We start from the raw sequence: 12,128 nt of genomic DNA, 5'->3' as shown, positions 1-12,128 counted from the left end.
GGGGGAATGCATTGCAAATATGGGAGCGAGCCTGCTCGCGAAGGCGGCAGATTGGGCAACATCAAAAACAGTCATTGCCGCTATCAACTCAATAGCCAACCTTGATTCGCCGCCCTTCGCGCCCGGGCCTATTCTTCGAGCATGTGTTCAACATGGATCGAGGAGTAGCAAACATGGGCAAACGTCACCCCAACCTTCCCGCGTGGCAATGGCGCGCTTACCCGGGCAATCATCAACACCCGACCAATCTGGTGTTGCACCTGATTGCCGTGCCTTTGTTCATCGTGGCGTTTCTACTGATCGTGTCCGGGGTGTTCAGCCCGAGCCTGGCCAGCGTCGCCATCGGCGTGATTGGTATCGTCGCGGCGCTGGGTCTGCAGCGCCATGGCCACAGCCTGGAGGCGCAAGCCTCCGAGCCGTTCAGCGATCGCAAAGATGCGGTCTCACGGTTGCTGGTCGAACAGTTTCTGACCTTTCCGCGCTTCTTTCTCAGCGGCGGCTGGTGGCGCGCCTGGCGTGAGCGCCACCGTCGGCATTGATTCAAGCAAAGATCGTCACGGTCTGGCGACTCATGGCAATCAACTCCCCTTTTGCGCTCCACAATTTCGCCGCGACATGGCCGTAGCCGTCGGCGGCGTATTCAATGTCAGCCAGGTATTGGCACCAGTCCAGCGTACTCAAGTCGTGTAACGGCTGAACAAACTCAATGGTCCAGGTCAGCGTGCTGCCCGGGGCCGGCTTCTTCAGATACGGCAACAGCGCCGGTGGCCAGGCGTCAACCAGCGCGAGCAGATGCGCTTCGTTGACCGGCTCCTCTTTCACGTCCCCGCGCAACCGCACCCAACCGCCCATCAACCGCGATGGCGTGCCAGTGAACGGCATGCCGCCGACGCTCCAGCGCATCGCCAGATGCCGCATGAATTCCGGGGTCACGCCCTTGATATACGGCAACTCCTGGCATTCGTCCCAATGTTTCATGTCCGGCGCCGGGTACGCTTCAACCGCGACCTCCGAAGCCCGCGAAGCACCGAAGCTGCCCTGAATGATCGTCACCACCTGACCCTTCTGCATCGCCCGACCCAACACCTGGCTGACGGCTTTGCCCTCGCGCAATACATCGACTTCAAAACTCACAGGGACGTCCGGTTCGACCGGGCCGACAAAGGTGATCGCCAGCGAGCGCACCGGGCGCTCTGTCGGCACCTTGGCGCGCATGGCTTCAAATTGCAGCGCGGCCACCAACCCGCCAAAACTGGCGCGGCCCTGACCCCATTCGGCGGGGATCGTCACTTCAGGTTGTTGGCGGACAGCATCGAGCAAATCGCAAAAGCGCATGGCAACCTCGAAAAAGCGGAAAAGGGATGCGCGGATCTTAACCAGCCCGGGACGGCGGCGCAGCGTCTATTCCGGTCAAATGGGCTGACAGATAGGCCTAAGCACAGTTGTCGATACGCAGGATGACCCTGTGGGAGCGAGCCTGCTCGCGAAGCGGTGGATCAATCGAAATGATGTCGACTGATACGGACTCTTCGCGAGCAGGCTCGCTCCCACAGGGGAACCGTGTCAGTTTCAGGATTGTTTGAAACAGGTCGCGCTGAGTTTCTCCAGCACTTGATCGGCCTTCAGCTCAGCCTTGATCAACCCAGCCTGCCACGTTGCCACGCACGGTTGCAGATCGCTTTCCTGCTCGGCACGCGCCAGCCATTGCCAGCAATCGTGCCAGTCACCCAGCGCTCCTTGCGCGGCCTTCAAGCGTTTAAGCGCAGGTTTGGGCAAGCGATCCAGTTCGGGGTAGGCTTCGATGCCGTAGCGCACGCGCTTGATCAGCAGGCGCAGACGATGGCGGTCGTGGGCCGGATCGTGCAGCGCCGCGTCGAGTTTCTGCCATTGTTTGCCGAGGCGTTTTTCAATGCGTTTATCCAGCCCCTTGAGCAAACCCTGGCGCTGAGACGCACGAAGAAACCGTGGGAACGCATCCAGAATCATCAGCAACGAAGCCAACTCCGCACTCGCCGCCAACGCCGGATACGCTTCGGCCATTTGCGTCATGCGCCGTTGCGCAGCCTCGGGTTGATCATGCTTGAGCAGATAAGCCGCCAGCACCTCGCGATCGCGCCACGGCGTGGTCAGATCGCCGACCGCCGAGGCTGCTGCCTCCAACTGCTCGACACCCGGCAACCCGCGCAATGGCCGCAACAGACTGCGCAAGCGCCGCACCGTCGTGCGCAAATCGTGCAATGCCTCGGGATCGGTACGCGCAGTCAAGCGCGCCTGACACGCGAGCAGCCGCACATCCAGGCTCAACACATGAGCCACCAAGCGATTGATCATTGGGTCTACTCCATAGACAGCTGCAAGCTACAAGCTGAACGCGGTCGCCTTGAGCTTGCCGCTTGCAGCTAAAAACTTGCAGCTGCTCTTTTTACCTTCCTGCGCGGGATTCGCGAATGTAGAAGCGGGCTTTCTCGGCTTTTTTGCTGCAGCCTTCGAAGCCTTCGAATTGTTGCTGGGTCTTGGCGGCGGTCAGCAGCGACAGCGCTTTGGAGTAACTGACGGTGCCGGCGAAACCTTCAGCCTTGGCCAGGTCCAGCTCGTGCCAGGCCGCGTCGAGTTGGCTGCCGCAGCTGTCGCGATAGGCGGTTTTGCCGGCGCAACCGGCCAGAACCAGGGCCATCAACGGTACACAGATCCAGGCTTTCATCACTCACACCTCAAGGTAGGTCAACAGTCGTGCAGGTAAGACGGTCAAGCGGCGAAAAAGTGCCTCGCTCGCCGCAAACCGCTGTGCCGCAGAGCATAGCGCCGAAGCGTCAGGCAGACGCGAAAAACGACGTCACTGGCGCGCACAACGACCTTGCCGATTGAGCCGCTTGCCCGATGCGTGCATTGTGCAGGCTTGTCCGGAGGAAGTTTGATGAAAAAACGTGTCGCACTGGTGCTGGGCTCCGGTGGCGCCCGGGGCTATGCCCATATCGGCGTTATCGAAGAAATTGAAAAACGCGGCTACGACATCGCCTGCATTGCCGGTTGTTCAATGGGCGCGGTGGTTGGTGGGATCTATGCCGCCGGCAAGCTGGATGAGTATCGGCGCTGGATCGAAAGCCTCGATTACCTCGATGTGCTGCGCCTGGTTGACGTGAGTTTTCGCCTCGGTGCGATTCGCGGAGAGAAGGTGTTCGGGCAGATCCGCAAGATCGTTGGCGAGATCAACATCGAAGACTTGCGCATTCCCTACACCGCCGTCGCCGCCGACCTGACCAATCAGCAGGAAATCTGGTTCCAGGAAGGCTGCCTGCACCAGGCCATGCGCGCCTCGGCGGCGATTCCCAGCCTGTTCACGCCGGTAATGCAGGGCAACCGCATGCTGGTCGACGGCGGCATTCTCAACCCGTTGCCGATCGTGCCGGTGGTGTCCAGTCACTGTGATCTGATTATTGCGGTCAACCTCAATGCGACCAACCAGCGGCAATACAAACTCCCCGTGATCGAACGTCCCCCGGCGTTTCGCTCGCGCTTCGACAGCCTCATCAATTCATTGGGGTCGAAGCTCCCGTTCCGCCGTAAACAGGCCGAGCAATTATTGAAACTGGAACAGGAAGCCCTGCGCGCCGAAGCGGCGGACATCAATCCGTGGCTTGAAGGCGCCGAACCGGAAAGCCAGCAACCGGCCGCCGCCCCGGAGCGCGAAGGTGCACCGAAATCCGCCACCGGTTCGTTCATCATCGATAACGTCGGGCCGGCCTCTTTGCTGGACCTGATCAACCAGAGTTTCGAGGTGATGCAGACCTCGCTGGCGCAGTACAAGATCGCCGGGTATCCGCCGGATATCCTGATCAACGTGCCGAAGCGGGTGTGCCGGTTTTTCGAGTTCTACAAGGCGCCGGAGCTGATCGCGCTGGGCAGACAGATCGCCAGTGATACCCTGGATCGGTATGAGCAGGAGCAGGGTTGAACTGATCCGGATTTTTCAGAGTATTTGATGGCCTCTTCGCGAGCAGGCTCGCTCCCACCTTTGGAATGCATTCCCCTGTGGGAGCGAGCCTGCTCGCGAAAGCGTCAGCTCAGCCAGCTTCACTCAACAACCGATACCCAACCCCCGCTTCCGTCACGATAAACCGTGGCCTCGTCGGATCATCCGCCAGTTTCTGCCGCAGATGCCCGACCACAATCCGCAGGTAATGACTGTCCTCGGTGTGCGTCGGCCCCCAGATATCCTTGAGCAATTGCTGCTGGGTGATGACTCGCCCCGGATGCCGTGCCAGTTGCGCCAGCACCGCATATTCCTTGCGGGTCAGCGCCACTTCGGCGCCGTCGAGCAGCACCCGCCGATAGGCCAGATCCACCGTCAACGGGCCGACATTCAACGCCGCCGGTTGCGCCTCCCCCGCCGGGGCCTGGCGCAACAGCGCACGAACGCGGGCGAGAAACTCCTGGATGCCGAACGGCTTGGTCACGTAATCGTTGGCGCCACCATCCAGCGCTTCGACCTTTTGCCCTTCACTGGCGCGCACTGACAGCACCAGCACCGGCGTGGTCGCCCACTCGCGCAATTCGCGCAGCACTTGTTGGCCGTCCATGTCCGGTAACCCGAGATCGAGCACCACCAGGTCCGGCTTGCTCAACGCTGCCTGCGCCAGGCCGTCAGCACCGGTGCCCGCTTCGAGCACTTTATAGCCCTGTGAAGCAAGGCTGATGCGCAGGAACTTGCGGATCTGCGGTTCGTCGTCGATGACCAAAATGGTCGCGGTCTGGCTCATGAATTCACATCAATAAAAGAGTGGCAGAAGAGTAGCGCAGTCGGCGTCAGGCTTCATGGTCCATGCCCGGTTGCGCCTGCAAGGGCAGATGCAACGTGATGCAGGTGCCACGCCCGTCGATGCCGTCAGACACCGAAATGCGCCCGCCGTGCGCACCGACCATGCCCTGACAGATCGCCAGGCCAAGGCCCGTGCCCTGCCCGCCACGATCCCCGCGCGCGGCGGTGTAAAACATGTCGAAAATCTTCGCCCGTTCTTCTTCAGGAATACCCGGGCCTTCATCGCTGACCGAGAAGAAAATCTCTTGTTCATCGGCCCCTGCGCGCAGTTGCAGGCGACCGTGGCCCGGCGAGAAGCGTGCAGCGTTTTCCAGCACATTGACCAACGCCTGCTCGATCAATGCAGCGTGCACGTACAGCAACGGCAACTCGGCCGGCACGTCGGTGCTGACCTGCAGCGGCGCCAGTACCGCGCGCAGGCGATTGAGCGAACTGCCGACGATATCGGCCGGCGATACCCAGTCCCGCGCCAGCTTCAAGGCGCCGTGGCCGAGACGGGTCATGTCGAGCAGATTCTGGATGTAGCGGTCGAGGCGTTCGGCTTCGTCGCGGGTGCCCTCGAGCAGCTCGCGGCGATCCTCCAGTGGAATCGCTTCGCCCAAGGCCAGAAGACTGTCGATGCTGCCGCGCATGGACGTCAGCGGCGTGCGCAAATCGTGGGACACCGAAGCCAGCAGCGCGCTGCGCAATTGTTCGGTTTCGCCATGCAGGCGCGCGGCTTCCAGATCATCCGCCAACTGCGCACGGGCCAGCGCTTGTGCGAGCGGCTGGCTCAACGCGGTGAGCAAGCGCCGTCGTTGACCGCTCAAAGTCTGGCCCTCTTTGGCGCAAACCCCGAGCAGTGCCAGCGGCCCGTCCTCCACGGACAACGGCCACCACCACCAACGCCCGAGCGGCAGCGTGCCGGTGCCTTTGCCTGCCGGTTGATCGTGCTGCCAGGCCCAATCGGCGGCGGCGCGTTCGGATTCGGTGAATGACAGCGGCCCACCGGTTTCGACTTTCCAGCTGCCCTGACCGTCGCGATTGAGCAGGCACACTTGCAGATCGGTCCAGCCCTCGAGGTGCTGCGCCGCGGCGCTGACCACCGCTTGGCGATCGGTCGCAGCGGTGAGTTTTCGCGACAGGTCGAGCAGTTCGCTGGTCTCTTCCTGGGTGTCGCGCAAGGCCTGCAGTTGCCGACGCTGACGCGCCGCGAGATTGCCGGTGAGCGCGGCCATCAAAAGGAAAAACAGCAGCGTCAGGACGTCTTCTTCGCGCTGAATGCTGAAAGAAAAATTGGGTGGGATGAACAAAAAATCGTAGGTCAGAAACGACAACGCCGCGCACGCCAGTGCCGGCCCCAGACTGCTGCGCACCGCGACCAGCAACACCGCCGCAAGAAACACCAGCGAGATGTTCGGCAACGGCAACACACTCGACACCGCCCACGCCAGACCGCTGGCCAACAACGTGGCGACCAGCGCCAGCGCATAGTCGAACCACACCAGCGTCAGCGGATTGCGCGGGCGCGGTTGATGCTGCTCGTGGTCACTGTCGAGGACGTTGATCTCCAAACCATGAGCCTGACGCAACAGCCGCGCCGCCAGTCCCCCGCCGAACAGTCGACGGCGTAGTCGTGGTCGCGACTGGCCTACCAACAACAGACTCGCACGGCGTTCGGCCGCGTGCTGAATCAGGGTTTTCGCCACCTCACCGGCACGCAGCAACACGACCTCCCCGCCGAGGCGTTCGGCCAGTTGCTGAGCACTTTGCAGGCGCAGCCGCGATTGCTCGTCACGGGCGCTGCCGTTGTCGACGTGGATCAGACTCCACGGCAGATGGCGGCGCTGGGCAACCCGACTGGCGTGTCGCACCAGACGCTCGGCCTGCGCATCGCCGTCAATCCCGACCAGCAAACGCCCGCGCACCGCCGGCGCAGACTGACCGAGCTGGCGATAGCCTTGGGCGAGATCGTTATCGACCTGCGCGGCGGCGGTTTGCATCGCCAGTTCACGTAGCGCGGTGAGGTTGGTCTGAGTGAAAAACGCATCGATGGCGGCGCGCGCCTGCTCTGGCACATACACCTTGCCTTCGCGAAGGCGCTCAAGCAATTCACGCGGCGGCAGGTCGATCAGCAGCAGCTCGAACGCTTCTTGCAGAACCCAGTCGGGCAGGGTTTCGCGCACTTGCACACCGGTGATACCGCGCACCTGGTCATTGAGACTTTCCAGGTGCTGGACGTTGACCGTGGTGAACACGTCGATGCCGGCGGCGAGCAGTTCTTGAATATCTTGCCAGCGCTTGGCGTGACGACTGCCGGGAGCGTTGCTGTGGGCCAGTTCATCGACCAGCACCAGTTTGGGCTTGGCGGCGAGAATGCCGTCGAGGTCCATTTCTTCGAGCAGCACGCCACGGTATTCGGTGCGCACCAGCGGTTGCTGCGGCAGGCCACCGAGCAGCGCTTCGGTTTCGGCGCGGCCATGGGTTTCGACGACGCCAGCGAGGACTTTCACGCCCTGGCGCAGTTGCGTGTGAGCGGCCTGAAGCATCGCGTAAGTCTTGCCGACGCCGGGGGCGGCGCCGAGGAAAACCTTGAGCCGGCCACGGCCGTCCCGGGGCAGGTCTGCTAACAATGCATCGGCGCGGCCGGAGTCGCTCATGCTGGGGTGCTCACTTTCTTCTGATGTTTATGCGGTTATTGTAAGGGCGCCTTCGCGAGCAGGCTCGCTCCCACAGGGATATGCATTCCAAAGGTGGGAGCGAGCCTGCTCGCGAAGGGCCGCGCCGCCGATTTAGAGGTTTTGCAGTGCCAGGTTCAGCTCCAGCACATTCACCACCGGCGGCCCCACCAGCGGCTGCTCGATATGTGTGTCGAGCAGTTGCTGCAAGGTTGAAACTGGCACATTGCGCGCCGCCGCGACACGCGCCAGTTGATAGGCAATTGCTTTCGGTGGCAAGTGCGGATCGAGGCCGCTGGCGGAGGTGGTCAGCAAGGCCAATGGCACCGGCCCCTGCCCAGCGACTTGTTGTTTTTGCGCGTCTTCGATTACGCGGGTCGCCAGGGCCGGATTGCTTGGTGCGAGGTTGCTGGCACTGCTGGCGACCGTGGCGAAGGCCCCGGCGGAGGGGCGCGGGTGGAACCAGCTGTCGCCGGTGAAATCCTGAGCGATCAGCGATGAGCCGCGGACTTTGCCGTCGGCGTCGTGAATCAGGCTACCGTTGGCCTGGGCCGGGAAGGCGACCTGAGCGATGCCGGTGACCGCGAGTGGATAGGCGACGCCGGTGATCAGGGTCATCAGCGCCAATAGAGTCAGGGCTGGGCGTAACATTGTGGACATTTCAAGATCCTCGAATTCGGTGGGCAAACTTTTGCGCGGTTTCAGGGAAATCTTTTCCCCCTCACCCCAGCCCTCTCCCCCAAGGGGGCGAGGGAGAAAGGGAGCCGATCTTCATGCTGTTCAAGACCTGAGTTCGGCTCGGAATTTCAGGTCGGCGAACCTCGCACAAACACCTCGGTCAGTCCCCTCTCCCTCTGGGAGAGGGTTAGGGTGAGGGGCTCTTTTCTAATCATCACACCAGATGCAACGCCGTCAGCAGCATGTCGATCACTTTGATCCCCACAAACGGCACCACAATCCCGCCCACTCCATAGATCAACAAATTGCGCCGTAACAACGCCGCCGCACTCGCCGCCTGCACGCGCACGCCGCGCAGGGCCAGCGGAATCAGCACGACAATGATCAGCGCGTTAAACACGATCGCAGACAGAATCGCGCTCTGCGGACTGGTCAGGTGCATGATGTTCAGCACGCCCAATTGCGGGTAGATCGAGGCGAACAGCGCCGGCAGGATCGCGAAGTATTTAGCGATGTCGTTGGCGATTGAAAAGGTCGTCAGCGCGCCTCGGGTCACCAGCAATTCCTTGCCGATCTGCACCACGTCGAGCAGCTTGGTCGGGTCGCTGTCGAGATCGACCATGTTCGCCGCCTCGCGCGCCGCCTGGGTGCCGTCGTTCATCGCCATACCGACGTCTGCCTGGGCCAGCGCCGGGGCGTCGTTGGCGCCGTCGCCGCACATGGCGACCAAGCGACCGTCGTTTTGCTCGTGACGGATGCGCGCCAGTTTTTTCTCCGGCGTGGCTTCGGCAAGCACGTCATCGACGCCCGCTTCAGCGGCGATCGCAGCGGCGGTCAGCGGGTTGTCACCGGTGACCATCACCGTGCGAATCCCCAGCTTTCGCAACTCGGCGAAACGCTCGCGAATGCCCGGCTTGACCACGTCCTTGAGGTGAATCGCACCCAGCAGTTTGCCGTCAGCGCAGACCAGCAAGGGCGTGCCACCGCTCTGGGCAATCTTGTCGATTTCCCGCGCCAGCGCCGGGGCCAGGTCGGAACGTTGCTGACCAAGAAACGCCAGCAGCGAATCCACCGCGCCTTTGCGGTACACGCGGCCGTGATAATCGACGCCGGACAAACGGGTTTCTGCGCTGAATGGTACGGCCGTCAACGTTTCCGGGGCCGGCTCCGGTTGCGGATGCAGACCACGCAGGAACTCGACGATCGATTTGCCCTCCGCGGTTTCGTCCGCCAGGGATGCGAACAACGCGCCTTCGGCCAGCTCACGGCCGCTCACACCCGGCGCGGCATACACCGCACTGCAGCGGCGATTACCGAAAGTGATGGTGCCGGTCTTGTCGAGCAGCAGCACATGCACGTCACCCGCCGCTTCCACCGCGCGTCCGGATTTGGCGATCACGTTCAGGCGCACCAGCCGATCCATCCCGGCAATACCGATGGCCGAGAGCAGGCCGCCGATGGTGGTCGGAATCAGCGTGACCAATAACGCCACCAGAAAGACCAGCGGCAGGCTGCCATTGGCAAAGTGCGCGAACGGCTGCAGGGTCACGACCACCAGCAGGAAGATCAGGGTCAGGCCGATCAGCAGAATATCCAGCGCGACTTCGTTCGGGGTCTTCTGACGCTTGGCACCTTCGACCAGCGCGATCATGCGGTCGAGCGTCGATTCACCGGGGTTGGCGGTGACTTTCACCAGCAACCAGTCGGACACCAGACGCGTGTTGCCGGTGACGGCGGAACGGTCGCCGCCGGACTCTCGGATCACTGGCGCCGATTCACCGGTGATGGCCGCTTCGTTGACCGCCGCGATGCCTTCGATCACTTCGCCGTCACCGGGAATCATTTCCCCGGCCTCGACACGGACCACATCGCCTTTGCGCAAATTGGCAGCGGGCACGATTTTGAAGCTTCCATCCGCCTGTCGGCATCGGGCACTCAGGCCTTCGCTGCCGGCCTTGAGACTGTCGGCGCGGGCCTTGCCGCGGCCTTCGGCCAAGGCTTCGGCGAAGTTGGCGAACAGCACGGTGAACCACAACCACAGGGCGATTTGTGCAGCGACGAATGTCGAAACATCGGCGTCAGGGATGAAGCACAGCACCGTGGTGAAAATCGCCGTCAGTTCGACCACCAGCATCACTGGCGAACGCGCCAGTTGCCGTGGGTCGAGCTTGACGAAGGCTTGCACCAGCGCCGGGCGCCATAGGGCCGAGATCGCGGTTTTGGCTTGTTCCGGTGCTTTGGCGGCAGCGGGTTTGATTGCAGGCATATTCATGATGGATTCCTTAGAAGCCCATACTTAAATGTTCGGCGATAGGGCCCAGCGCCAACGTCGGCAGAAAGGTCAGGCCGCCCACCAGCAAAATGGTCACGGTCAACAGCGTCACGAACAGCGGGCCATGGGTCGGGAAACTGTTCTGGCCGACCGGTGCGCTTTTCTTCATCGCCAGGCTGCCAGCCAACGCCAGCACCGGCAGGATGTAACCGAAGCGACCGATCAACATGCCCAGGCCGAGCATCAAGTTGTGAAACGGCGTGTTCGCACTCAGGCCACCGAACGCCGAGCCGTTGTTGGCGCTGGCCGAGGTGTAGGCGTAGAGCAACTGACTGAAACCGTGCGGGCCGGGGTTGCTGATGGTTGCCGCAGCGCTGGGAACAGTGGCCGCAATCGCACCCAGCACCAGCACGCCAACCGGCATCACCAGTAGCGTGACCACGAGCAATTGCACTTCACGCGCCTGGAGTTTTTTACCGAGGTATTCCGGCGTACGCCCGATCATCAGGCCGGCAAGGAACACCGCAATCAGCACGTTGAGCAACATGCCGTAAAGTCCCGCGCCGACGCCGCCGAAGATCACTTCGCCGACCATCATGTTGACCAGCGCGACCATGCCGCTGAGCGGGTTGAGGCTGTCGTGCATGCCGTTGACCGAGCCGTTCGACGCGGCAGTGGTGGTCACCGACCAAAGCACGGTCGCGGTTGTGCCGAAGCGCGCTTCTTTACCTTCCAGCGGCGCAGTCTGCTCGACGGCGGCGTTGCTCAGGGTCGGATTCGGTTGATATTCGGCCCACAGCGAAATCGCACCGCCGATCAAAAACAGCGCCAGCATGCAGGCGATGATTGCGCGGCTCTGACGCAGATCCTTGACGTAATGGCCGAAGGTGAACACCAGCGCCACCGGAATCAGAATGATCGAAGCGACTTCGAACAGATTGCTCCAAGCGGTCGGGTTTTCGAACGGATGCGCCGAATTGACGCCGAAGAAGCCACCGCCGTTGGTACCCAGCTGCTTGATCGCAATCTGACTGGCGGCCGGGCCAAGCGGGATCACCTGATCGACGCCTTGCAGCGTCACGGCATTTACATACTGCGCGAACGTCTGCGGCACGCCCTGCCAGACCAGATACAACGCCAGCAACAGGCACAGCGGCAGCAGGGCATAAAGGGTGGCGCGGGTCATGTCGACCCAGAAGTTGCCGAGGGTTTTCGTCGATTTGCGCCCGATGCCACGGCACAGCGCAACCAGCACGGCGAGGCCGGTGGCGGCGCTGACGAAGTTCTGCACGGTGAGGCCGACCATCTGGCTCAGATAGCTGAGGGTCGCTTCGCCGCTGTAGGACTGCCAGTTGGTGTTGGTCATGAAACTGACCGCGGTGTTGAATGCCTGGGTCCATTCCTGGCCCGGCAGATTCTGTGGGTTGAGCGGCAGGTGATCCTGAAACAACAGAATCGCGAACAGCAATAGGAAACCCGCGAGATTGAACGCCAGCAGCGCCAGCGTGTACTTCTGCCAGCTCTGCTCGATCTGCGGATCAACCCCGGCGATGCGATAGCAACCGCGCTCGACCGGACCGAGAATCGGCGTCAGCCAGGTGCGCTGGCCTTCCATGACCTTGTAATAGAAACGCCCGAGAAACGGCGCCGGCAGCAAGACCAGCGCAAAGAACGCGAGGATCAGCCAATAGTCATAACTGTGCAT

At 62.1% G+C, this 12,128-nt stretch carries 10 protein-coding genes; 2 read left to right on the top strand and 8 right to left on the bottom strand.

The window, feature by feature from the left end:
- Positions 1-173: 173 nt before the first annotated feature.
- On the top strand, positions 174-539 hold the full coding sequence (locus tag HU727_RS09315) for a DUF962 domain-containing protein (RefSeq protein WP_186529326.1): 366 nt from the start codon (positions 174-176) through the stop codon (positions 537-539).
- Position 540: 1 nt separating this feature from the next.
- Here the strand turns inward: HU727_RS09315 and HU727_RS09310 are convergent, their stop codons facing one another.
- From HU727_RS09310 to HU727_RS09300, 3 genes are all read right to left on the bottom strand, one after another.
- Entirely contained in the window at positions 541-1,335 is a 795-nt protein-coding gene (locus HU727_RS09310) for an acyl-CoA thioesterase (protein WP_186529328.1), read from the bottom strand.
- 234 nt (positions 1,336-1,569) lie between these two features.
- Positions 1,570-2,331, bottom strand: coding sequence for a CHAD domain-containing protein (locus tag HU727_RS09305; RefSeq protein ID WP_186529330.1), 762 nt, complete (start codon positions 2,329-2,331; stop codon positions 1,570-1,572).
- Positions 2,332-2,422: 91 nt separating this feature from the next.
- Positions 2,423-2,701 carry a hypothetical protein gene (locus tag HU727_RS09300; RefSeq protein ID WP_016770894.1) on the bottom strand — a complete coding sequence of 93 codons (279 nt, stop codon included), beginning with the start codon at positions 2,699-2,701 and terminating at the stop codon, positions 2,423-2,425.
- Between the two features lie 213 nt (positions 2,702-2,914).
- Here HU727_RS09300 and HU727_RS09295 point away from each other — a divergent pair, with 213 nt between their 5' ends.
- Positions 2,915-3,952 (top strand): patatin-like phospholipase family protein, encoded by a 1,038-nt coding sequence (locus HU727_RS09295; protein WP_186529341.1) that lies wholly within the window; start codon positions 2,915-2,917, stop codon positions 3,950-3,952.
- 109 nt (positions 3,953-4,061) lie between these two features.
- Here HU727_RS09295 and HU727_RS09290 read toward each other — a convergent pair whose 3' ends face one another.
- From HU727_RS09290 to kdpA, 5 genes are all read right to left on the bottom strand, one after another.
- Entirely contained in the window at positions 4,062-4,757 is a 696-nt protein-coding gene (locus HU727_RS09290) for a response regulator (protein WP_186529343.1), read from the bottom strand.
- Between the two features lie 46 nt (positions 4,758-4,803).
- Entirely contained in the window at positions 4,804-7,455 is a 2,652-nt protein-coding gene (locus tag HU727_RS09285; protein WP_186529352.1) for a DUF4118 domain-containing protein, read from the bottom strand.
- A 132-nt stretch (positions 7,456-7,587) separates the two neighbouring features.
- Entirely contained in the window at positions 7,588-8,133 is a 546-nt protein-coding gene (kdpC, locus tag HU727_RS09280) for a potassium-transporting ATPase subunit KdpC (protein ID WP_186529354.1), read from the bottom strand.
- Between the two features lie 232 nt (positions 8,134-8,365).
- Positions 8,366-10,423 carry a potassium-transporting ATPase subunit KdpB gene (gene kdpB / locus HU727_RS09275; RefSeq protein ID WP_186529356.1) on the bottom strand — a complete coding sequence of 686 codons (2,058 nt, stop codon included), beginning with the start codon at positions 10,421-10,423 and terminating at the stop codon, positions 8,366-8,368.
- Positions 10,424-10,433: 10 nt separating this feature from the next.
- Positions 10,434-12,128: a potassium-transporting ATPase subunit KdpA gene (kdpA, locus tag HU727_RS09270; protein WP_186529358.1), complete on the bottom strand. Its 1,695-nt coding sequence runs from the start codon at positions 12,126-12,128 to the stop codon at positions 10,434-10,436.

This window comes from Pseudomonas khorasanensis, from assembly GCF_014268505.2.
In the GTDB taxonomy this organism is placed as follows: Bacteria; Pseudomonadota; Gammaproteobacteria; order Pseudomonadales; family Pseudomonadaceae; genus Aquipseudomonas; species Aquipseudomonas khorasanensis.
This window is presented reverse-complemented; position numbering and strand designations above follow the sequence as displayed.